21 protein-coding genes are annotated in these 23,530 nt (G+C 46.7%); 12 read left to right on the plus strand and 9 right to left on the minus strand.

Features of this window, described 5'->3' with window-relative positions; genetic code table 11:
• The first annotated feature begins 120 nt into the window (after positions 1-120).
• The 6 genes from nifS (at position 121) to truD (ending at position 6,750) form a co-directional block, all read left to right on the plus strand.
• Complete coding sequence (gene nifS, locus ACSAZK_RS16830) at positions 121-1,299, plus strand: cysteine desulfurase NifS (protein ID WP_440955170.1); 1,179 nt, start codon at positions 121-123, stop codon at positions 1,297-1,299.
• A 64-nt stretch (positions 1,300-1,363) separates the two neighbouring features.
• Positions 1,364-1,756, plus strand: coding sequence for a Fe-S cluster assembly scaffold protein NifU (gene nifU / locus ACSAZK_RS16835; RefSeq protein WP_440955171.1), 393 nt, complete (start codon positions 1,364-1,366; stop codon positions 1,754-1,756).
• 666 nt (positions 1,757-2,422) lie between these two features.
• The gene (gene mptN / locus ACSAZK_RS16840; RefSeq protein WP_440955172.1) at positions 2,423-3,358 is read left to right on the plus strand and encodes a tetrahydromethanopterin:alpha-L-glutamate ligase; all 936 of its coding nucleotides are present in this window, start codon (positions 2,423-2,425) and stop codon (positions 3,356-3,358) included.
• A 131-nt stretch (positions 3,359-3,489) separates the two neighbouring features.
• Positions 3,490-3,837, plus strand: coding sequence for a peptidyl-tRNA hydrolase Pth2 (pth2, locus tag ACSAZK_RS16845; protein WP_048178334.1), 348 nt, complete (start codon positions 3,490-3,492; stop codon positions 3,835-3,837).
• A 146-nt stretch (positions 3,838-3,983) separates the two neighbouring features.
• On the plus strand, positions 3,984-5,234 hold the full coding sequence (locus ACSAZK_RS16850; RefSeq protein ID WP_440955173.1) for a transglutaminase-like domain-containing protein: 1,251 nt from the start codon (positions 3,984-3,986) through the stop codon (positions 5,232-5,234).
• A 199-nt stretch (positions 5,235-5,433) separates the two neighbouring features.
• Complete coding sequence (gene truD / locus ACSAZK_RS16855; protein ID WP_440955174.1) at positions 5,434-6,750, plus strand: tRNA pseudouridine(13) synthase TruD; 1,317 nt, start codon at positions 5,434-5,436, stop codon at positions 6,748-6,750.
• Between the two features lie 236 nt (positions 6,751-6,986).
• Here the strand turns inward: truD and ACSAZK_RS16860 are convergent, their stop codons facing one another.
• The 4 genes from ACSAZK_RS16860 to ACSAZK_RS16875 all read right to left on the minus strand — a co-directional run bounded on the left by ACSAZK_RS16860 (position 6,987) and on the right by ACSAZK_RS16875 (position 12,893).
• The gene (locus ACSAZK_RS16860; RefSeq protein ID WP_440955175.1) at positions 6,987-8,831 is read right to left on the minus strand and encodes a PQQ-binding-like beta-propeller repeat protein; all 1,845 of its coding nucleotides are present in this window, start codon (positions 8,829-8,831) and stop codon (positions 6,987-6,989) included.
• Positions 8,832-9,025: 194 nt separating this feature from the next.
• Positions 9,026-10,522, minus strand: a complete 1,497-nt coding sequence (locus ACSAZK_RS16865) for an alpha/beta hydrolase family protein (RefSeq protein ID WP_440955176.1) — start codon at positions 10,520-10,522, stop codon at positions 9,026-9,028.
• 362 nt (positions 10,523-10,884) lie between these two features.
• On the minus strand, positions 10,885-12,327 hold the full coding sequence (locus ACSAZK_RS16870; protein ID WP_440955177.1) for a HEAT repeat domain-containing protein: 1,443 nt from the start codon (positions 12,325-12,327) through the stop codon (positions 10,885-10,887).
• Between the two features lie 107 nt (positions 12,328-12,434).
• Positions 12,435-12,893 carry a hypothetical protein gene (locus ACSAZK_RS16875; protein WP_440955178.1) on the minus strand — a complete coding sequence of 153 codons (459 nt, stop codon included), beginning with the start codon at positions 12,891-12,893 and terminating at the stop codon, positions 12,435-12,437.
• 314 nt (positions 12,894-13,207) lie between these two features.
• Here ACSAZK_RS16875 and ACSAZK_RS16880 point away from each other — a divergent pair, with 314 nt between their 5' ends.
• On the plus strand, positions 13,208-13,654 hold the full coding sequence (locus ACSAZK_RS16880) for a hypothetical protein (protein ID WP_440955179.1): 447 nt from the start codon (positions 13,208-13,210) through the stop codon (positions 13,652-13,654).
• A 453-nt stretch (positions 13,655-14,107) separates the two neighbouring features.
• Positions 14,108-15,571: a NosD domain-containing protein gene (locus ACSAZK_RS16885; RefSeq protein ID WP_440955180.1), complete on the plus strand. Its 1,464-nt coding sequence runs from the start codon at positions 14,108-14,110 to the stop codon at positions 15,569-15,571.
• A gap of 113 nt (positions 15,572-15,684) precedes the next feature.
• Here ACSAZK_RS16885 and ACSAZK_RS16890 read toward each other — a convergent pair whose 3' ends face one another.
• The 3 genes from ACSAZK_RS16890 to ACSAZK_RS16900 form a co-directional block, all read right to left on the minus strand.
• Entirely contained in the window at positions 15,685-16,371 is a 687-nt protein-coding gene (locus tag ACSAZK_RS16890; RefSeq protein WP_440957053.1) for a DUF1186 domain-containing protein, read from the minus strand.
• 27 nt (positions 16,372-16,398) lie between these two features.
• The gene (locus ACSAZK_RS16895; RefSeq protein WP_440955181.1) at positions 16,399-16,557 is read right to left on the minus strand and encodes a hypothetical protein; all 159 of its coding nucleotides are present in this window, start codon (positions 16,555-16,557) and stop codon (positions 16,399-16,401) included.
• 285 nt (positions 16,558-16,842) lie between these two features.
• Positions 16,843-16,977: a hypothetical protein gene (locus ACSAZK_RS16900; protein WP_440955182.1), complete on the minus strand. Its 135-nt coding sequence runs from the start codon at positions 16,975-16,977 to the stop codon at positions 16,843-16,845.
• Between the two features lie 739 nt (positions 16,978-17,716).
• Between ACSAZK_RS16900 and ACSAZK_RS16905 the strand changes: the two genes are divergently transcribed.
• Together ACSAZK_RS16905 and ACSAZK_RS16910 are read left to right on the plus strand one after the other, a co-directional pair.
• The gene (locus tag ACSAZK_RS16905; protein WP_440955183.1) at positions 17,717-18,697 is read left to right on the plus strand and encodes a hypothetical protein; all 981 of its coding nucleotides are present in this window, start codon (positions 17,717-17,719) and stop codon (positions 18,695-18,697) included.
• Positions 18,698-18,715: 18 nt separating this feature from the next.
• Positions 18,716-18,967, plus strand: coding sequence for a hypothetical protein (locus tag ACSAZK_RS16910; protein WP_440955184.1), 252 nt, complete (start codon positions 18,716-18,718; stop codon positions 18,965-18,967).
• Between the two features lie 298 nt (positions 18,968-19,265).
• Here the strand turns inward: ACSAZK_RS16910 and ACSAZK_RS16915 are convergent, their stop codons facing one another.
• Together ACSAZK_RS16915 and ACSAZK_RS16920 are read right to left on the minus strand one after the other, a co-directional pair.
• Complete coding sequence (locus ACSAZK_RS16915) at positions 19,266-20,030, minus strand: transposase (protein WP_440955185.1); 765 nt, start codon at positions 20,028-20,030, stop codon at positions 19,266-19,268.
• A 282-nt stretch (positions 20,031-20,312) separates the two neighbouring features.
• Complete coding sequence (locus ACSAZK_RS16920; protein ID WP_440955186.1) at positions 20,313-20,465, minus strand: DUF2080 family transposase-associated protein; 153 nt, start codon at positions 20,463-20,465, stop codon at positions 20,313-20,315.
• Positions 20,466-20,749: 284 nt separating this feature from the next.
• On the opposite strand from ACSAZK_RS16920, the gene aspS reads away from it, so the two are divergent.
• Positions 20,750-22,084, plus strand: coding sequence for an aspartate--tRNA(Asn) ligase (gene aspS / locus ACSAZK_RS16925; protein WP_440955187.1), 1,335 nt, complete (start codon positions 20,750-20,752; stop codon positions 22,082-22,084).
• A gap of 137 nt (positions 22,085-22,221) precedes the next feature.
• Positions 22,222-22,920 (plus strand): ribose 5-phosphate isomerase A, encoded by a 699-nt coding sequence (gene rpiA / locus ACSAZK_RS16930; protein WP_440955188.1) that lies wholly within the window; start codon positions 22,222-22,224, stop codon positions 22,918-22,920.
• The last annotated feature ends 610 nt before the right edge of the window (positions 22,921-23,530 follow it).

Genomic DNA, 23,530 nt, shown 5'->3' on the forward strand with positions numbered 1-23,530 from the left:
GGTTTGCCTCCAAATTAATCAGGTGGGGTACAGGGAAAATTTCATTATATAAAATTGTTATGCGTCTAAAAAACAATACCTTCATATTACGAAAAGCCCCTATTTTCATTGGGGGTTTTGATGGGAGAGAAACGTTTCGTATACATGGACCACGCAGCCACCACCTTCAGCAAACCCGAGGTGGTTGAGGCTATGCGGTATTTTTTGAAAGAGCATTTCGGGAATCCTTCGTCCCTGTACTCCATAGGGAGGGAAGCCAGGGAAGCGGTGGAGGCTGCAAGGGAACAGCTTGCAAAAGCCCTCGGAGCCGATCCCGAAGAGATCTATTTTACATCAGGGGGAACGGAGTCCGACAACTGGGCTGTCAAGGGGACGGCTTTTGCCAGGCGAAAGGAAGGAAAGCACATTATCACAACCCCGATAGAGCACCATGCCGTGCTTTACCCCTGTGAGTACCTGGAAACGAAGGGCTTTGACGTGACTTACCTGCCTGTGGACGGGGACGGGCTTGTTGACCCTGCGGATGTGGAAGCCGCGATCCGGGACGATACCATCCTGATCTCGGTCATGTACGCCAACAACGAGATCGGGACCCTTGAGCCTGTGCCCGAGATAGGGAAAATCGCCGCCGAGAAAGGGATTCCCTTCCATACCGATGCCGTGCAGGTGATAGGGAAAATCCCGCTGGACATGAAGCGGGCTCATTCGGACGTGGACATGCTTTCCCTTTCCTCGCACAAGTTCTACGGGCCGAAAGGGGTTGGAGCCCTCTACATCCGGAAAGGGGTGGAAATCGATAATTACATGCACGGAGGCGCACAGGAACGGGGAAAGCGGGCCGGGACGGAAAATGTCGCCGGGATTGTCGGCATGGCAAAGGCAATCGAGCTTGCTACCGCAGACATCGAAACCCATAATAAAAAGATAAGGAAGCTTCGGGACCGGCTCAGGGCAGGCGTCCTGGAAATTCCCCATACCCGGCTGAACGGGCACCCGGAAAAGCGCCTGCCGGGAAACCTTAACTTCAGTTTCGAGTTTATCGAGGGAGAAGCCCTGCTGCTCATGCTTGACCAGGCAGGGATCTGCGGGTCTACGGGAAGCGCCTGTTCCTCGGGTTCGGTCGGCCCTTCGCATGTGCTCACCGCAATCGGTCTCTCTCCGGAAATCGCGCAGGGGACACTTCGCCTGAGCCTGGGGGACGCCAACAGCGAAGAGGATATAGACTACGTACTCGAGGTGCTGCCGGAAGTTGTCGAGAAATTGAGGGCAATGTCCCCGTTCTATAAGCCAACAGCCTGAGCCGACAGCCTGAGCCGACAGTCTGAAACAGGTGCTTGAGAAACGAATTCAAGGAGGAAACAGGGTGTACAATGAAAAGGTGATGGACCACTTCACAAACCCGCGAAACGTGGGGGAAATCGAAGGCGCCGACGGGGTAGGGGAAGCCGGAAACCCTCACGGGGATTTCATGAAAATATTCCTGAAGGTAAAGGACAACCTCATCGAGGATGTGAAGTTCAAGACCTTCGGCTGTGCGGCGGCAATCGCATCGAGTAGCATGGCAACGGAACTGATCAAGGGAAAGCCCCTGGAAGAAGCCTGGGACCTGACAAACGAAGCCGTTTCCGAAGCCCTCGGGGGCCTGCCTCCCGGAAAACTTGAGTGCTCAGTGGTCTCCAGGGAAGCCATCCACATGGCGATCAACGAATATAGGAAAAAGCAGGGACTTGAGCCCTGGGAAGAGAAACAGCAGTAAAAACCCGGCCCTTAGAGAAGAAAAGGAAGAGAAAAAGGAGAAAGAGGAAGAGGAAAAGGAAATAGAAAGAGAAAAAGGAGAAAGAGGAAGGGGAGAAAGAGGAAGGGGAGAAAGAGGAAGGGGAGAAAGGAAAGATAAGGAAGAGAAAAAGGAGAAAGAAAGGAGCAGAGGTAAGCCCGGAAAATTGAAGTCCCTAAAACTGAGATCCCGGAGAACTGAGGGCGGCCCCTAAAACCCTAAAAGAACCGCATGCGGAGAAGCTCAGAGAGAAGAGATTCTCAGTTAAGGTTTGAGGACTGTTTTCAAGCAAAGGCTGACTTGAGGCAGCGTAAAACCTCTGAAGGCAGCATGATACCTGGAAAGAACTTTATTGAAGTCAGCCTTAGCTTTTTTTTGGAGGAAAATGCTCAAACTTGCAAATTCGGTGGGTTTACCTCCGCTCATGTTTGCTATGCAAGGTAGTAAAACAAGATCAAGTAACATAAAGCATATTATTTAGCTAACGAATTATATTCGAAAAGCTAACGATGGGCACCAGAACTAAAACTGAAACAGTTTCAGGAAAGTGCCAAAAAGTTATAAAAATAATTTGCCCTGTCAGAAATTTAAAACATCCTGCTCCTGTTTTATCGTAAACTTAATCAGGAAAAGCTCAGATTTTACCCTATGAAAAAAATAGGGATTGTAGTCACCGACCCTGAGGACTGGACGGCCCGGGCCCTGATCGAGGCAGCCCGGGAAGAAGGCTTTTTTCCTCTTATTCTTGACCTCAGGAGCGCAGAGGTCAGCATAAACTCACAAACTGATTTTAAAGTAGGGGAAACCCGCCTTAGCGACCTTGACGCCGTGGTCGTGCGGGACGTTGGAGCAGGCACCCTGGAAGGGGTTTCTTTCAGGTTCGACATCCTGAGGGAGCTTGAAGCGGAAGGAATCCCGGTCATCAATTCCCCCGAAGCAATCCAGAACGCCGCCAACAAATACCACGCTTCCTGGCTCCTGGCAAAAGCCGGGCTTCCTGTGCCCGAAACCGAAGCCGTACAGAGCGTCGACCTGGCCCTGAAGGTTGTCTCAGGGTTCGGGGATGCGGTCATAAAACCTGTTTTCGGGTACAAGGGAAAGGATATTGTAAGGGTAAGGGACGGAGAAGTCCTCTTTTCGGACCGGAAAAGCCAGCCCGTTCCCGTGGAGGAGGCCCTGGAAGCCCTGCTTGCAGAAAGGGGAATGCTCTACATTCAGGAGTTCATTGAAAACCCGGGCAGGGACATCAGGGCTTTTGTGGTCGGAGGCAAAACAGTCGGGGCCATTTACCGCAGGGCTCCTGCCGGGTCCTGGGTAAACAACCTCAGCCAGGGCGGAAGCGCGGACCGCTGCGTGCTGACCGAAGAGCAAAAAAACCTTGCAGAAAAAGCAGCAGAAGCAATCGGGGCTGTTTTTGCGGGTGTGGATATCATAGAGGGTACGGAAGAGGAGAGTGGAAACAGAAGCAGAAACACCCAGAAAATCCTGGAAGTTAACGGGACACCTTCCGGAAAAGGCATCTTCGATTCCTGGGGGATAAATCCCGCCGTGGATATCCTGGGGTACATGAAAAATATTTTATGAAATTGATTACAAAGATACAATAAATATTGAAGACCCTATGAAAAATAATATGAAAAGTTAGATAGAACCCTCAAAAAAGTACAGGAAACGTTTAAAGTATAAGTTGACCTTGATTAGGCCCGAGGCAAAGGATGAGTGAATACAAACAGTGCATAGTTACCCGGAACGACCTGAAATTGTCCAAAGGGAAATTTGCGGTGCAGGTGGCCCATGCTGCGGTTTCGGCTTCGGAATGGGCAAGCAAGAGTGATCTTGAAAAATGGAAGGACGGGGGACAGAAAAAGGTTGTCCTCAAAGTTCCGACCCTGAAAGACCTTTACGAACTTAAAGAAAAGGCAAGACGGGAAGGACTGCCCACAGCTTTGATCCAGGACGCAGGGCTGACCGAAATCCCCCCGGGCACGGTCACAGTCCTCGGAATCGGGCCGGCAAAAGAAGAGCTTATAGATAAGGTCACAAAGGACCTGAAACTTTTGTGAACGCTTTTGCAAAAAAGCAAGAAAACCCGTGTCGTGTAGAGTTAATAGGGTGGTTCTCAAGGTAAATAATTCACCGGATAAATTGATTCTCCGGAAATACGGGGAAATCGGAAAGTTCCTTTAGGACCGGATTTGGGAGTGAGTTCATGGAAAAACCCAGGTTGTCAGGAAAAGCCATAGCCTCGATACTTGCCGTTTTATGCATAGGCCTTGTGGTGGCCACGGCCGGAATTCTGTTTTCGGACTCAGTTCCCGGGTTCGGAGCCTTCAGGGACGGATTTGGAAATATTTTTGATTCGAAGCAGGGAGAAAACCAGGAAGAGGTTTTCAAACCTGATTCCAGCTTATTCACTGTTCCGCAGGTGCCGGCTTATTTCCCCCGGGAAAATGAGGTAACTCCGGTTCTCAGGACCCCCATGGACCCCGGTTTTTCCCTGAGCACAAGTTACCAGACTGCCGAATTTTACCAGGGTGCGGTGAGCTATATCAAGGTAAATGTTAAAAATGAGGGCAGAAACCCCATCTTTATCGACAGGTACGGGGTTTCGGTCGGCAATTCCGAAAGCCTGGTGTATTCCGAGGACTGCGGAGCCCTGCTCGATCCGGAAGAGGAGCAGTGCCTGGGAGTGCTTTCGGTCAGGATGCCAGAAGGGGAAGATGAACCCACCCTGAACATTGTCCTCTGGCCACTTGCAAGTACTTCGGAAGGGAAATGGCACGAATACGAACCCCAGTTTCTGGAAGAGTTTACGGTTGAAGCAAAGCCCATGCCCCCAAAACTCGACCCTCCCTACAAATACAACACCCTTCCCTATTTCGGAATCCTGAACGGGCTTGTGGAACCGGGAGACCTATCCGTCAGGAAAGCTGCCGCAGAAAGCTCGGAGGAATATCCGGGAGCGTTCAACATCTATCAGGTCTGTGCCCTTTTTGACCGGGTAAGCGTGGATATAGGGTATATAAACGACCCGAGAGGAAATGACATCTGGGAACCCGCCAATGCGACCCTGAAAATAGGCGCAGGGGACTGTGAAGACCAGGCAATCCTCCTGGCTTCCCTGATCGAAGCCGTGGGAGGCACAACGAGGCTCTACCTCACGGATAACCACGCTTTTGCCGCGGCCTACATAGGCAACGAAACCGGGACGACAGATGCCATAATCGAAGGGGTAAGGGCCTACTACGGCAACGTCGATGTCTACTACCTGACCGACGACTACGGCTCCTGGCTGATGCTCGACCCGAGTTCCAGCCTCTACGCAGGAGGCCTCCCGGGGACTACTGCCCCGGCAAAACTCGCAACCGGAAAAAACCCCGATACCCTTGTGGACAGCTGGACTTTTGTGAATACGAGCAGAGTACAGGTTATTGACATCAGCTCGGAAGCCACAGGATAATTCAACGTAATAAATAAAAACGCAATAAACAACAACGCGATAAACCCGAAACGCAATAAGCTCATAAATTCATAAAGCACGGTATACCAAACCCGTGACACGATAGCCTCATGAGGGAATTAATCAAACTCATGAGACCCTTTCTTTATTCATTTTTCCTTAATTTTTCCAATAACCACTTAAGGAGTGTTTACAGCTCATGGAAGTTCCCAATATCGAAAAACAGATTGGAATCAGCCTTTACTCCACAGATACCGAAGGTCTCGGGGGACAGCTCCGCCAGGAAGTGGAGGACTTCATCGTAAAAGAGATCACGAACCGGGAGGAGGGGACTGAAGGCAAGCACCTGGTCCTTGAAGTCACCAAACGCGACTGGGACACCCACCATTTTACCCGGACCCTTGCAAAGATCCTGAAGATAAGCCAGAAGCGAATCACCGTTGCAGGCACGAAGGACAAGCGGGCACTGACAACCCAGAAGATCAGCATCTTTGGTGTGGACGCAGAGGCTATCGAAAAGGTCCGCCTGAAAGACGTGGAAATGAAAGTCCTGGGCCGGTCTAAAAAATCCGTGGAACTCGGAGACCTCACCGGAAACGAGTTCAGAATCACCGTCCGGAATATCGACCTCCCCGTGGAAGAGACCCGGACCATCCTTGGAAAAGCCACGGAAGAGATCCTGGCTGCCGGCGGAGTCCCAAACTTTTTCGGGATCCAGCGTTTTGGCTCGGTCCGCCCGGTCACTCACCTGGTAGGAAAAGCCATAGTTGAAGGCGACTTTGAAAAAGCAGCCATGACCTACATTGCCGAGCCCTTCCCCGACGAGCCAGAAGAAACAAAAGCCGCCCGGCAGTACGTAAAGGAGACCAGGGACTTCAGGACCGGCCTTGATAAATACCCTCTCCGCATGGGGCACGAACGGGCAATGATGAACCACCTTATAGCAAACCCGGATGACTTTGCAGGCTCTTTCCTGGTGCTCCCGAAAAACCTCTACCGCATGTTCGCCCACGCTTACCAGTCCTGCATATACAACACTATCCTCTGCCGCCGGATTGAAAAGGGTCTCCCCCTGAACCTTGCCGTGGAAGGGGATATCGTCTGCTTCAAAAACGAAGCCGGACTCCCGGACAGTTCCCGGACCGAGTCAGTCACCGCCGAAAAGGTAAACGCAATGAACCGCCTGCTCAAACGCGGCCGCGCCTTCATAACAGCCCCCCTCCCGGGCCATGCCACAGAATTCGCATCCGGGGTCCCGGGTGAGATCGAGCAGGAAGTCCTGAAAGAATTTGAAGTTCCTCTCGAAGGCTTCAACATCAAAGAAATTCCGGAAATGAGCTCGAAAGGCACCCGCCGGGAAGTCCTGCTGAATGTGGAACCCGGCTTTGAGGTCTCGGAAGACGAACTGAACCCCGGAAAATCAAAGGCAGTGCTGGAGTTCATGCTGCCCAAGGGGAGTTATGCAACAACCGTGCTGAGGGAATATATGAAAGCGGACCCGTTGCAGATGAGCTGAAAAACTGATAAACTGAGAAAAAGACCTGTTGCAGATTATTAGAGAGCTTAAAAAGCTGACTCACTGAATGCAGCTAAAAAATTGAAAATGGCCGGGTTGCAGGGTCTGCTGTTTGCTCATTTTACCCCTGGCAGCCCCTGGCAGCCCCCGGCTTCCAGGCACCCGGTTCCACCTACGCTCGAAGCAGGCGAGCGGCTTTTCATCACAGTTAAATTCCACTTTCAGGACCAGGGATTTTATTTCTCCTTCATTTCCTTCTTCATTCCTTCCTTCCTGATGCCATAAACAAGAAACGCAATTCCGATCAGAAGGATTACAAACATAAACAAGAAGGCAAGAGCAACAAAGAATCCGAATCCAAGCCCGGCACTATAAGGTTCTAAGGCTTTAATAGATAGAAAAATTACTCCCGTTAGAGCTATTAGCCAGGAGCCAAAGACAAGTGCCCTGTTTTTTATTTTTATCAGAAGTATTACCAGCAGAATTAGCATTGCAGCGATGGCGACCTGAGGAAAATAATAGGATGCAGAACTCTCGAGGCCCTTTGTAAAGAACATACCTTCTTCTCCATGTTCAAAAGAATACAATGTTCCCTCAGTTGAAACCAGGTATAATTTGTCTTTGTAAAGTAAGGGCTTCGAGACATCATATCCTTTTATTCTGCTGCTGCTCCATACGAGTCCCCCTGTGCTGGAATTCAAAAATAGTATGCTGCTCGAATCCGTACAATATATGAATTTATCACTAATCACAGCTTTGAAAAAACTCACATTTGAATAGGAGTACTCATTCAAAATTTCGCCGGTTTCAGGCTTTAAGACGCTAGGATTTGAAAAACCAACAAATAATTTGCCATCTGTTACTTCAACAACATTCTCAAACCCCCAATTGTTTGTTTTCCAAACTTCTTCTCCGGATTCAACAGACAATGCAATAATGCTCCTCGGTCTCGAAGCATAAACCAGGTCTTTGTAAAGGAAGGGTTCGAGATGTAAAACCTTGCCTGGATATACAAATTCCCATACCACATCTCCTGTATGTGCATTGAGAGCAATTATACCCTCATCATCAGGCTTTTCCAGGTATCCGAATACCACAAGATTTCCATTCACCACGACCCTTGACAGCTCGTAGCCACGGCCTTCGGTTCCAACGTCGCTTATGTTGAGTTCATACTCCCACTTCAAAGTTCCGTTTTCAGTGTCAATGGCAGCCACGTACCTGTCATCAGGCGTGCTGACAAACAGGGAATTTCCAAATACAACGGGCATACCCCACCGGGTATTCGGATATTCTTTACTCCACAATATTTCCCCGGTTTTTGCGTCCAGTGCATCAATGTTTGTAGAGTGCACGGCAAACAAAACCCCGTCCTTATACTCCAGGTCAACCCCCCGTACACCACTCCATTCTTTACTCCAGAGCAAGGTACCTGTTTCCGCATCCACGGCTATAATAATAGTCTCTCCAAAATCCCCTCCCTCAATGTAGAGGACCCCATCCGCAGCAAGTGTTACCCCGGGCGGTCTCCCGTACGCAAGCTGCCAGGGCAATTCATAAGTCCAGGCAACTTTCAAAGGCGGCTCCAGAGTTACAGGTTCGATTTCGTTTAGCTGGAGCGTAAGGTTGTAAAACTCAAAGTCGTCATAATTACTGTCGTCCGAACTACTCCCGGAGCTGATTTTTAGGGTATTGTTCCCGAGATTGAAAAGAGTTGGATGAACAGGAATTCTGATGTCCACTTCAGCGGAATCCGCAGTTCCTCTCGGGATATAGTCGTTAAGGGTCCCTACATATATTTCGTTGAGGTAAACTTTATCCAGAAATTCATCAGTCGGGCCCTGAACTACGCTTTTGACTGTTAATCTGAGTTCCGCACTTCTTATGTCTGCCGGAGGGTCCAGGGTAAAAGTTGTTGTATAAACCAGTCCCTCCGGCTCAGAGGGCCTCAATTCTTCTTTAAAATTATCCCCGAGGTGGTGCTGTGTGGGGTCGAGAGCTATTTCAACCGCTGAAGCTCCCGAAACGGAAGCAAATAAAGAAGCAAACAATAGCAGCGCAATACATAGTAAATTTTTCATCACATGATCCCTCAAATTTTGTACATTCGTCATTCCAGGATAACATTCCCTCCAGTCCGAAGCCCTGCATGCTCGACGGGAAAAAACCCGCACGGAAAGGGTCCGGACATAAATGATAGGGGAAAAATCACCCTGCACAGCAATACAGGGCTGCCATTTCTCCCGAACACTCGCTCAAGGTTTACCCTCAAACTTTACTCTAACTCTTCCGTCTCCAGGGTGCGCTCCGAAATCCAGTCCCCGATAAGCTCCAGAGCAGCCGGCGACATTGTCTCTTCAATCTTTGCGTACTCGGACATGGACCCGGTTTGAGCGGTCTGGAATGCATGGTTGAGGCCCGGCAGTTCTTTTACGGTATAGTCCTCGTTGTCTCCTGCTTCGAGGGCTTCCTCGATGGCCCTAAGGTTTTCTGCAGGCGGCACCTGTACGTCTTTTTCCCCATTTATCGCAAGGACCGGGCATTCAACTTTCATCAAGGTCGGTCCGGGGTCGTATGTCAGGCCAAAGCGTTCCCTAGGCAACAAAAAACTCCGGACTCCGGCCTCCACCTGAGCCTTTAGAGGAGCTTCAGGGTTTCTGACATACTTATATTCTTCTTCGGTCAGGTTTGTATGGAAATCTGTTAGAATATCTCGAATTTGCTCCCCGGCGATTGTGTCATCCTCTTCCTTTTTCAGCACAGAATATATATCTTCCAGAAGAGCTATATTTTTGTCGATGAGCTCTTTGGGCACTCCATCGGCCTCAGCAATCCGCCTTTCCTGTAGCAAAGATAATTCTTCCCCGTTCAGGCCCGGGCCTGCCATCAGTACGATGAATGCAACATCCGGGTCCCGGACTGCCACCATCGGGGCAATTTCCCCGCCTTCGCTGTGCCCTATCAGGCCAATCCAGGCAGGGTCAATCTCCTTGCGGCTCTTCAGGTACTCAACACCTGCAAGTGCGTCCCCTGCAAAATCCTCGATAGTTGCCTGGGAGAAGTTTCCGGTTGAGCCTCCGGCACCCCGGTCATCTACCCTGAGGACAGCAATCCCCCGGCGTGTTAAATAATCCGAGAGCACAAGGAAAGGCCGGTGGCCTAAAACTTCTTCATCGCGGTTTTGCTTGCCGGAACCGGTTATGAGCAGTACGGCCGGGAACGGCCCTTCCGTCCGGGGGGTGGTTAGCGTCCCGGCCAGTTTGATCCCGGCCTCCTTATTTTCATAAACAACTTCTTCTTCATCGTACGGATAGGGCCTTACAGGATCCTGGGGCCTACGCAGGACAGGAACTTCGTCAATATGGTTTAACGTGAGTTGGAAGGTCTCACCGCCCTGTTTCCACTCGCCTTCGAGGGTTTCGCCCTCCTCCTTGAGCACTCCTTCAAAAGCACCCTTTATGGATGCCACTTCAAGGAGCAACTTCCCATCCCCATAAACGACATTATCTGCAGGTATGACTCTTGATCCCTGGTCAGGGCTACCTATAGTGGCGTTCAGTGAACCCCCGGGATTAGCGGAAATATTGAATAAAATCCTTAATTTCGTTCCGTCCTGGAACTCCAGGCTTCCAAGCCAGAGCCCTTCAATTTTTTCTATATCTTCAAGGCCTTCAATGGCCTCATCGGGTGTACTAAATGGTTGTGAGACGCAGCCGGAACTAATTACAATCGCTAGCAGAAAGACAAAGCAAATTATAATTTTACTCTTCATAGTAACCCTCTTTTCCAAAATTATAATTTTTTTTATTATGCAGCGGATGTAGTTTTGTTTATGAACGGAAGCGCATAAAGAAGCAAACAATAGTAGTGTGATTCTTTGCACATTTTTTGTCGAAGGCTTCATCATATTTTGTACCTTCATAACTCCACCTCAAATCATTTTCTCCGGATTTTTTCAAAAACAAGAAGGGAAGGTATAGGAAAATCACCCACTATCAACGCAGTCGAGCGGCCTTTCCTTCCTGGCCGAGACAAAAAAGTAGAGGATGAAGGCAGAAACATCTGCCTCCAGAATCCCCGGATAAAAGACTCTTACCTCAACCCATAGCCAGAAGATTCAAATCAGCGTTCAGGTCAGCGTTCAGATCCGTGCTTTTTTACGATGCAGGCCGAAACCAATACTCCTAACAAAGTAAACATCACCTTGAACCCAGGAATATCCCTGGATTCTTGCATATCTTCGGTTGATGCTTCGGTTGATGCTTCGGTTGATGCTTCGGTTGATGCTTCGGTTGATGCTTCGGTTGATGCTTTGGTTGACGCTTCCGTTCCCTTTACCAGTTCCACATCCCCCTGGGGAAATGTTTCCTGCACATCTTCAGTCGGAGCTTCCGTTTCTTCTACCAGTTCCTTATCCAACCGAGCAAGCTCTTCATATTGGAATACGAGTGGTACTTCATCAATTCCAAGTTCTTTTCCCTCCCTGTCAAATATTCCGTAGATCTCGTCCAGAGTGGAATCGTTAACATCCAAACCTTCCAGAATTCCGACTTCGATTCGGTTTTCTCTGTTCGTGCCATAGTATAAAACCGGCCCGGCAGGATAAAAGTATGATTTCATATCGTTTCTTGCACCGTTCATAGTAGAACGGAGCTGATCGAACCATTCTCTCCTCCTGTCTTCAATGTAGAACTCACGCTTTTCTCCGTAAGCGGCAATTACCGTTGTTTCATGTTGATTTTCAATCTTTTCAAGGCTTATTTCTGCAAATGTCCGGACTCTCTCAAAGTCATCATCCAGGGCTTCGGTAAGCGGCCCTATTGCGCGCTTGTCCCCGATTCTGCCAAGAGCCTCGGTAGCAGCGACCCGGACATAGGGGTCTTCGTCTCCAAGGGCCTGGATCAGGGGCTCAACCGCAGGCTCTCCCATTGAGCCCAGGGAATACCCCAAATCTTCCCGAAGTTCAGGATTTCCAATCTTCAGGGTCTGAATCATTGGCTGAATTGCTCTTTCATCCCCCATATGCCCAAGAACGATAATTACTCTCTTCTGCAGGTAAACACTTTCATTATCGTCCTGTAAAACCAGGATCAGGGGTTTGACCGCAGGCTCCCCTATTTCAACAAGGGCATATATTGCAGCTCTATAAACGTCCCACTCTTCCTCCATCAGGAGCAGGATGAGAGGCTCCACGGCTTTTTCGTCCCCTATTTTCCCGAGAGTGCAGGCTGCATTTTCCCGCGTATCCGGATCTTCGGACTCCAGGGCCAGGATTAAAGGTTCCACTGCCGGAGACCCTATTCCAACCAGTCCTTTTACGGCATTCTCTTTAACATCCAGATCCGGAGCATTGAGGTCCCGGATTAATGCTTCTATTTCCGGGGAGCTTGGGTTCGAGACTTTTGAGTCCGAGACGTTTGAATCCGAAGAGTTTAAGTTTGAAAAGTCTGAGTCCGGAGCCTCTAACTCCTGATCGATCGAACCGGCACTGGCTATGCCAGTTCCGACACATATGACCGATTGAATGACTACCAGTGCGAAAATCGCCAGAGCAATACTTAATTTTTCATCTTTCATTTAATCCCCAATTCAAAATTAATTAATTTTTACCCAATGACTTTGCCTGTGAGGACTTTCATAAATTGGAAACAGTATTGTAATTTAGAACCTGATGCAGGTCTGATTTAAAAAAATACAAGTTTTCCTGCTTCCTGCGTGGGAATAAGATAGCCTTTGACCTCGTCAAGCTTGGGGTTTGCCGGGTCCACCCCGTATTTTTCAATATAGTCAGCCCTTGCCTCCTCCATTATGTTTGACATTTCCTGCTCGCTCATTACAACATCATAATCTACACCTTCTTTCGAACCCTCCGGAGGCTCGCCTGTCTCGGTGACCAGGACGCTGAAGTTACCATGAAAAACGGTGCCTTCTAGGTAATGAGGAAGTTCTCCCCGGGCAAATTTGATGTCATTCTCGGTGATATTGTATTTTTCATACAGCTCCTGCAATTCGGCATCCGTATAGCTCACATCCGCATCAAGGGGGATGCCACCTGCCATTTCTTCCGGGCTTTCATAACATGTTCCGAGAACTCCTATGATACACACAAAAGCTGCGATTACTGCTATCCATATTTTATTCATGTCAGACTCTCCACAGGTTTCAAGACTGCATATAAGAAATCAGTTGCAGGAAATCAACTCAGTTGCAGGAAATCAGCTGCATTACAAAATAAGAAAATTTAAACCATATAACTTTTCTGTGAAAAATCAAATATCAATTTTGAATTGAATAATTTAAGTAACAAAATTCAAACATTCCCCCTTAGTTTGATGATATGGAGAGAAAAAGACAAATATACCTTATATTTAAAAATTAATGGAGTTGGGCTAAAACCTGCAAAGCGGAAAACGAAAGCTGGAAGATTAATTACAGGTGAGATCAGGTGAAAACAAATATGAAATTTGGAATAGCTGCGCTGGTTATAGCAGTGCTGCTGTCGACCGTCTTCTTTGCATCGTCTGAAGACACACAAAAAGCCGCAGATAAGGGGGAAGAGGAGAAAGAAGAAACTGCAGCTGCACCCTGGTTTGATGAAGGTGATGAATTAAACCGGCTCAATACTTATGAACTCACAGCCCTTGCCGAAAAGAACGAAACGGTAAGAAAAATGCTCGAAGAAGACCGAAAGCTTGAGCCTGTCCAGATTGAAAGCCTTGAGGATATAGAACACCTTCCGGAAAACTATCCTGAAGAATTAAAAAGACTGATGATCGAAGATTACCTCGCGAGGCAAAATCTCTCGGAACAGCAAGACAACAGTTCCGATGATTTCCCGGAACCACCAACTGATGAAGTAAACGAATCAACAACAAATGATTCTAACGAGTCAACAACAAATTGAAATCGTGCGCATGCAGCTACAGAGGAATAAAGAAAATAGTTTGGCTTTCCTTAAGGAATGAAGACAATTTTGACCAGGCTTGATCCCGATTCCACGAAGGAGAAAGGCAAAAATGTTACAAAAAATATCCACCCGGTCTTTAGCAACGGCTGCTTTAATAGCGTTGATACTTGTTACAATTTTGTATTACATAGAAGAGTCATTTTTCCCGGGGCACGATTCTTCTTTTATGCTCTTTAGCCAGTTCGTGGGCGGAGTATTTTTTGCACTGATGATAGTGGCTCTAATCGCTCTAAGCATATCAGCCTTCAAACTCGTTATCAGGCATATTAAAGGAAATTAAACAGACTTTATAGATTTAATAAAGATTAAGAGCTGACGAGAAAGGGGTTGAAGTAACTGAAAATAAAAAACTGCCTTGAATTGGAATTCGTATTACTGGTATTCTTTTTAATGATAGTTTCCACAGGTGCCACCGCAGCAGCTACGAACATCATTGTGGATGGAAACGGAGGAGCAGACTATACCTCCATACAGGAAGCTGTAAACCATTCTAAATCCGGGGACACTATTATAGTTTCCAGCGGAACATATACGGAAAATGTGGATGTGGAAAAAGAACTAACCATTATCTCAAAATCCGGAAATCCGGAGGATACAATTGTCCAGGCAGCCGATCCGAGTGATCATGTATTCCATGTAACGGCTAGTAACGTTACAATTAGCGGCTTTAACGTCACCGGAGCCGAAAGTACCGGAAAAAGCCGCGAGCCCTGCGGAATATTCCTTGACGGAAGACCCGAATTAATCAGGACTCCGGAGGGAAATTTAGATGATGGAATTGAGGGGGGAGTAGATGGAGGGGTCCCCGGAGAAGTTGATAGAGATGTCCCCAGAGAAGCAGATGAAGGAGTTTACGCCTGCACCATCACCAACAATATAATTTCCAGCAACATCCTGGGCATTTTTCTGGAAGAATCCGGTAACAACACCCTGAGCAATAATACCGCGTCGAATAACCATATCGCCATCGTTCTGGCCGCATCCGACAATAACGAGCTGAAGGGAAACTCCGCATCGGACAATATGGGCGGCTTCTTCATGTTCGGAGGCGCAAACAACGTTTTTAGCGAGAACAGGATTTCAAGGAGCAGGATCGGGTTCGTGCTGGACTATTATAGCAGTAATAATATTTTTAGCAACAACGCCGCCCTGGACAATGAAAACGGCTTCTACATCCGGAGTGCCGAAAATATCACGCTGATAAACAATAACGCAAGCTCGAACAATGAAACGGGGATCTACCTGGACGCCTCCGCAAATAACACCCTCGAAGGCAACAGGGCAGACCTGAACAGGAAATACGGCATCCACCTCAACCATTTTTCCCGGAACAACGTGCTACAAAACAATACCGTTTCAGGGAACGAACACGGGGTCATGCTGTATTATTACAGCGAAAACAACTCCCTGAAAGGAAACATTGCAAACCTCAACAGCAAAAACGGGTTCTACCTGAATGAAACTTCCGGCAACACCCTGAAAGCAAACACTGCAAACTCGAACGGCGGGCACGGGATCTATCTCAAGTCCTCTACTTTCAACACCCTCGACAACAACACCGTAAACTCAAACGGGCTTTACGGCATCTATCTTGACCCTTCGAATAATAAAACGGTGAACCCCGACATCATAACCGCGGATTTCAAGTACTGCAGGTTCCTTGAGGATTCCAGCAACAACAACACGGTAAGCGGGAACTGCCTGAGCAGCAATAGTGAAGCAATCGTGGCAAATTATTCCGAAAACAACATTTACGACAACTACTTCGATGATAAAACGTCCGTTAAAGCGCCCTTCACCTCAATGTTAGTGGCAATGATTGACAGGATGAGGGCTTTTTTAGTAACTCGCTGAGTTCCTGCTAATTGATTGTGCAAAAAAAGGTTTGTAGAGATATTAAGAGAAAGCTGAATGAAAATTCCCATGCCCAGAATTCAGACCAATCCACTTATTCTATATTTCGGCTTTTAATCATTTTTACTTTTTTCCTCAAGACCTTTCTTCATGCAACACTTATTATATTTTTTCCCGGAACCACAGGGACAGGGGTCATTGCGCCCGACTTTTTCCGGCTTGAGCATTCTTTTCAATTTATCAGGAATCCTCTTTTTCCCGTAAGAAATCTTCCATAGCCGTTCGAATTCCTGAGGATTAAAATGCTCCAGAGGGTCAGCAAAGTGTCTTTGATAATCCATACTTTCATCAGGACTGGAGTATATTGAATCAACGTCTTCCATATTAATAATGAAGTCGTCTACCAACCCCTTTTCATAGAGTGACCTTATGTCTTCGAGAACCTCAGGATCTTTGAATTCCGAGAGGTCGGAAATCAGGAAACCAAGAAGTTCGGGGTCGTCTTCTTCCTGCAGGAGCTGTCTGAAAAACCGGATAGTAGAATCCCAGATTTCAGGGTGCTTGTGAGCAATGGCAGAAAGGGCTCCACTTGCAGCAGACCGTTGATATAAGCCAGTTGTCCTGTCAGAGATAAACTTCTTCAAATCCTCAACCGCATCCAGCCCGAAATTTGCCAGGATTGTTGGAAAATCTTCCGTAATCCAGTCCCCGAGTTCCTCCTTCCGTTCTCGGAGGTGCCAAAAGGCTGCATTCCTGGCAGCAGGAGTTTTTATTGCCCCGAATAAAAAACACGCATGTATTGGCGCCCAGCCGTCTCCCGGACTCCCTTACATAAAGGAGGCATCGTCTTCAATAATGCGTACCAGATGGGGGACGGCATCCGGCCTCCGGGAAATTTCCCTGGCAAGTCCGGGGTCAACCACAAGTTCCGAATTTACCAGTTCCCGGATAAGTTCTTCCGTAGAACAATCTTCGTAGCTTTCCATGTCCTAAGATATCGGCTCCTTTCGATAAATAAAAAGCGCTGGTGAAGGGGACTATTTACTTATCCGGACCCGGTGAAAAGAAAGAGAAAATACGAAAATGAAATGTTAAATGTTGAGAAAATGGTAAAATAGCCTTAAATGAAGGAATCCCTCAAAAGGATCAATTTTCAAAAAGCCCTTCAGACCACAAAATTATACTGGGAAAAAGGTACTTGGGGCCGGGTTATTGATAACCCCACCCGACCTGCTCATGACCATCATGGACAGGGAAAGACCAAAAAATCCTTATTTCTTCTTCTTTTCTTTTGCCAGCTTCTTCTTGGCATCCTTACTTCCGGAAGCAGCCAGTTTTTCAAGCTGTTCCATTTTATCTCTCTGAGCCTTCTGCTTTCTTTCCTTATCTCTTTTAGACATTGCCATAATAAAATACCTTCATATGGACTGCCATAATGCAGTCTCTTTAATATGCTGCTGCAGCGCAAGCTCTCGAAGGGCACTGACGCAATCTATTACCCTCTGTTTTAAAAGTACTTATCAGTTTCCGGCGGGATATGAAATTTTTTGATGAGATGAAAAATTGCCGGGCAGCAGGAAATTCGGAGCCAAAAGCAGGAAATCAACGCAAACGTTCAACACATATATAACAGTATGACATCTGTTAGGGTAATACCTTCATTTATAGTCCCGAAGGTAAATATTTACACTTACATTATAACCACGGAAGACACAGAAAGCACGGAAGGATTGTGCCCCTATTTCCTTTATTCCGTGTTTTCCGTGTTTTCTGTGATTAAACTTTCACTTGAGATTTGTGAAGGCATCTGGGTACTTGACTATATTATACCATTTCAAGTTCAATTTTGATCCTGTCAAAACCATCAAAAACACCATTAAAATCTATGTTTAAGCCTTGCTATGGACATTAACCTGGTTCTGTCTAACCCTTTCCGGCCCTTTCTGGCTCTGTTCCAGAATTAAAAAACTCCGGATGAAGGGAAAAAAACAAAAGCTAAAGGAACAAGAGGCCCCGGCTGAACAAAAATAAGGCCCTGGCTAAAAAGAAAAAGAGATCCGAGCTAAACAGAAAAAAAGCCCTAGCTGAATAGAAAAGAGGGCAAAGCTGAATAGAATATAAATCAAGCACCGGAGAGCATCATTTATGGCTTCTGAAGAAAATAATGAAATTGTTGAAGAAGAACTTTCATTGTCCGAATACCTGGAACCCGACACCCCGGAAATACTGGAAATAAAAAGCCTGTACAATATGGAGGAAGAATACAGTGAGTATCTGGGCACGATTGAATATGCAATTGCCGACTATTATTATAACACTCACAGGGAATTAAAGGACAAAGATGTCATCTCGGCATTGAAGGACATCAAGCAAAACTACGAAAAAGATATTTCTTTCTTCAAAAGCGACCTTGAAATGCTAATTATTGAAGACCTGCTTGAAACCCTTCAAGAGTTCCCGCTTAGCCACCACGAGTTCAAGCTGCTCTTTGACTACATCCTGTGGGTCATTGACAACAGGTCCTGGGTGGAGGATGAGCAGGCTTACGTAAAGTGGACCGCATACGTCCTGGGCCTGTTTTCAAAAGAAGAAGAGGAAGACTACGAAAAGCAGTTCAAAAAGATTACCAGCGAAATGGGCCTGACCGATGCCCAGGCTGATATGCTCCTTTTGAAAAAGGACGCAGATGAATTCTTCGAAGAAGGCGGCCTATTCGAAGGCAGGGAAGAAAGCGAAGTCCTTGCCAGGGAAACCGTAGCAGACGACCTTGAAACCGGCTTCTTTTTAATGACCGACGACGAAAAGTCCGATTTCCTGCTCGAAAACGGCCCGGACTATATCGATCTCGTACAGTCCTATATCTCCGACCTTGCGGAAAAAGAAGATTTCGAGAAACTCCAGGCATTCTACAAAAAGCTCAGTGAAAAAGAAAAAGACTTCTTCCCCCTTCACCTGATGATGGGCACAATCTATCTCGGCAAAGACCCCGCCTTTGCAAAATCCTGTTTCCAGGAAACTTTGAGGATTGTAGACACATTAGAAGAGATCCCCAAAGAAACGAAGGAGGACCTGAGAGCAAGTATTGGCCTCCTGAATAAATTCATGGGGGAAGAAACGGAAGAGTAAGAGGTTTGGGAAAAGGGTTTGGGAAAAGGGTTTGGGAAAAGGGTTTGGGAAAAGGGTTTGGGAAAAGGGTTTGGAAAAGGAATGATGATTTTCAAAACCGGAACCCTTTCAGTTTTTATGAAATTTGGGAACCAGGACAACCGTAATAGGTGTATTTTGTGGTATTTTGCCACGCTCGCCTTGGCGAGCGGCTTTTACCACCCGGATTCCATATCGGGATCACAGAAAAATCTGAGACTTTTTGGGAGTTACACTGCAAGTGCAACATAAAGGTGTCCGTTTCGCTTGCTCTGCTTGCTCAAGCAGAATTATTACTATATCTTTTTTATTATATTTCGTCTGGCACTCGCCCAGCAATCTTTGAACCACCGCTTCGACCAACCACATATTTTACTCTTGCTGTTTTCCCAGTATCTCCGAATGATATATGACTTTTGCATGCGGCAAGCTAATGTTAATGACGAAAGTAGAATTGTTCCCAGATTTTGCGGGATCACTATCAATGGCTCCCTGTTGATCCATTGACCTGCACCCCCAAGTCACTGATTCAATGAGGGTGGCCGCTTATTTACACGTCTTTGTACCTTTTCAGGCATTCTTCATACATGTCTATCATGAATACTTTGAAACTCTCCTCTTCCTTATACAAAACAATCCATAACAGTTGCAATACCTGTTCATAAGCAAAGTAGAAGAATCGAATATTTACATCCGTAGATTTGGATTTAATTCTTGCTTCATCCTGAATTCTAAAACCAGTCTCAATTCTCCATCTTCTTTTGTATGATGCAATAATATGGTCAAGATCAATTGTAGACTGATTAGTGGCGAATGCCCAGTCATATGATTTGTCGCTTCTTTTGTCGAATATTTGTTTCAGCAATGCCAGAGTTGTTTCGCCTTTCAGAACCGTTTTATTGATATTGAGTTTGAACTTGTATTGCATTGTTTTCTTTTCAGCTTCTTCCATTTGAGCAAGTTCTTTTCTAACTTTGGAGTTTTTTGGGACAAAAATCAAGTACGGATACTTTGAATTTGAAAGTGTCAGCATGAGGTCTTTGCTATAGAAGCCCCTATCAAACAAAATTAGAGATATCGATTTTACCATTGGTTCAATGACTGTGAGGCACCATGTCACGGCATGTGCCATGTTATGCCCCATCCTGACCGGGATTGAAACAAGAGGGATTTTTTGTGGGATATCTGAACTGACAATTGAACATGTCAAGAATTTGAATTTCCCGGATACTCCATGTTCTCCAGTCCAGCCATGTATCCAGAAACCCTGAGGATCACCATAAAAATCTTCATCTGTATAATCGAAGGCTAACACAACGTCTTTTTCTTGAAGACCAAACTTTGTTCCCAGGATTTTGACCGTTTCGAGATATTCCCAGTAAATGTTTGAAATAAGGGACTTTCTTTATTGCACGATGCAAAGAGTCTGCTCTGTTTCCAACGGTTTCAACATTGGTGTTGGCAACTGAAGCTTTGAGAAGATCTCGATCATAGTGGAAGCCGGAAAGGAATTTGCTCTTTGGTGTTAACTCCAGAGAACGATCTATGAATGTATCCAATGTCTTTAGAGTACGAAAATATCTGGAGGGATCTAAAGTCATATTATCACCAGATAAACCGTACGTCCAAGATACTCCTTGGGGCAGTCGACCTTTGCACCATTCCCGAATTTGCTTACTTTGCGAATGAAGAATCCTTCAATGTTATCAATTTCAAGATGGTTTTGGGCTTGCAACTCAACTTTCTTCATAGTATATATTATGTATATACTAAAAATATAAAAAATTTAGGCAAACCACGAGTTATTATAAAAATTAGAACATTGATTCGGAGATACTGGGTTAAGACAAATACTTTAATAAAAGGGAAATGACTATTCACCTACGTTTCAGCGTGCATTTACGTTTCAGCATGTACTCAGATTTCAGAATTCATTTGCATTACAGCGCCGTTCAAACATTATATTACCATATTGAATCGGCATGTCACATTTACATTAAAAATTATATTTACCCTCAATCAAGGTGTGAATTTATGTCTTTAGCAAATCTCAGAACGCATTATACGACCGACGTAAACCCTGAAAAAATTGAAGACGGTCAGAAGGTAACCCTTGCTGGCTGGGTCCACGAGGTCAGGGACCTCGGAGGGATCTGCTTTGTTGTGCTCCGGGACCGGGAAGGAAGGGCTCAGGTCACGCTTGTTAAGAAGAAAATCGACAGGGACCTTTTCAACGCCGCAAGGAAGCTTGTGCGCGAGTCCGTGATCTCGGTAACAGGCTCTGTTAAACTCGAAGAAAAAGCTCCCAACGGGTACGAACTTATCCCCGAGGAAATCGTTGTCCTGAACGAGGCAAACTCTCCGCTGCCCATGGACACCACCGGGAAAGTGGAAGCTGAACTGGACACAAGGCTGGACTCCCGCTTTATCGATCTGAGACGGGCCGAATCAACGGCTGTTTTCAAGGTCAGACACCAGGTGCTCCAGGCAGTCCGGGAATTCTTTGTGGAAAACGGTTTTCTTGAGACCGCAACCCCTAAGGTCGTGGCTACGGCTACGGAAGGCGGTACCTCACTTTTCCCGATCACCTACTTCGACAGGGAGGCATTCCTCAACCAGAGCCCCCAGCTTTTCAAGCAGATCCTTATGGGCGGCGGCTTTGACAGGGTCTTTGAAATCGGACCCATCTTCAGGGCAGAGGAGCACGACACCCGCAGGCACCTGAACGAAGCAACCTCTATTGACGTCGAGGTCAGCTTTGCCGACCACTTTGACGTAATGGAAATCCTGGAAAACCTGGTGGCTTACGTCTACACAAAGGTCCTTGAAAACTGCGGCAATGCCCTTGAAACTCTCGGGGTCGAACTGAAGGTCCCGAAGCTCCCCTTCAAGAAGCTTACCTACGACGAAGTCATCGAGATCATAAATGCCCACTCGGAAGAGAAAATACAGTGGGGAGACGACCTCGGTACCCAGGGCGAACATGCTGTGGGCCAGTATGTATATGAAACCACCGGCGAGTCCCACTACTTCATCACCGACTGGCCTACGGAAATCAAGCCCTTCTATGCCATGCCCTACGAGGACAGGCCGGAATTCTCCAAGTCCTTTGACATGATGCACCGCACCATGGAACTCTCCTCCGGAGCCCAGCGGATCCACATCCCGGACCTGCTCAAGAGCCGGATCGAGTCCCAGGGCCTGAACCCCGACGGTTTTGAGTTCTACCTGAAAGCCTTCGATTACGGGATGCCCCCGCATGCAGGCTGGGGTATGGGCTGCGAACGTTTTGTCATGACAATGCTCGGCACCGATAACATCAGAGATACCGTGCTCTTCCCCAGGGACAGGAGAAGACTTTCTCCCTGATTTCCCTCAATTTTCTTTATTTTTCAATATTTTCTTCTTTGAAGTTCTTCTTTGAAGTTCTTCTTTGAAGTTCTTCTTTGATTTTCAGAATTTCAAGCGATTATTTTTTCAACTTTGAACGGAAGGTTGGTCATAGTATGACAGACAGAAACGTATCCGCTGAAAAACCGGAGAAACGGTCAGCAGGGATTGCCGCAGCCCGGCTTGTCAGGTCTGGCATGGTTGTAGGGCTCGGGACTGGCTCAACGGTTGCATACACGATTAAAGAACTCGGAAGGCAGGTCCGGGAAGAGGGACTTAACATCCTGGGAGTCGTTACCTCATACCAGTCCGAGATGCTCGCTATCGAATCCGGAATCCCCCTGACCACCCTTGCCCAACACCAGGAACTCGACCTTGCCATTGACGGGGCAGACCAGGTAGACGTAAAAATGTATGCTATCAAGGGAGGGGGAGCCGCTCACACCCGGGAAAAGATCGTCTCTGTTTCTGCAAAACACTTTGTGGTGGTTGCTGACGACTCTAAAATGAGCAAGGAACTTGACCGGGAAGTGCCCGTGGAAGTCCTGCCCTTTGCAAAGGAGCTCGTCGTGAAAAAAATCCGGGAACTCGGGGGGAAACCCGAACTCAGAATGGCGTCCCGTAAAGATGGCCCCGTGATTACGGACAACGGGAATTTCGTTCTCGATGTGGCTTTTGGCGTGATCGAAGACCCCGCAGCCCTCTCCCTTCAACTGTCTGCAATTCCCGGCGTTGTCGAGCACGGGATTTTTTCCAATGTTGACGAGGTCTACATCGGGAAAACGGACGGGTCCGTGGAAATCATTAAAAAATAAGATCATTAAGAAGGCATTGAGATGTACAATCATTGACAATTAAATATAGATGTCATTGAGATGTACAATTATTGATAAGTAAGATCATTTAGAATTCATTTAGAATTACGATCACTGGCAATTAAATTGATAAGTGCTGCGGAAATAAGGCCGGATTTAAATCCGGACAAAATTTCTGTCTTGCATCCCTGAAAAAAGGAAACGTAACGGGTGTATCTGCTCGTTTTGTTCTTCTGCTATCCGGGTTGTTGAATGGAATTTACATTTCCGAAGACCGGCATATTTTTATAGAAGTATTATCAGTACTTTTGTGATCAAATCCTTCTTCGATGCGCTTAAATTATTTGCAGGTGGAAGTAACAGGATAATCTGTGAGAGCTACTCTTATGTGAGATATACATATGAGAGATACCCTGAGCTGAGAGATATTCTCTGTTGGGAGAACTCTTCTCTGGTATGAGATATCTTTCCGGATACTAGAGAGGCTCTGACTGGAAAAACTACCTCAATTTATCCGGAATCAGGTAGACAGGATTAAGCGCCGGGAAAAATACTTTAAGTTATCGGGTATTTAAGGATTCAGGTATTTGAAGTTTACAAATTTAAATGT

This window comes from Methanosarcina sediminis (genome assembly GCF_052056915.1).
Taxonomy (GTDB): domain Archaea; phylum Halobacteriota; class Methanosarcinia; order Methanosarcinales; family Methanosarcinaceae; genus MTP4.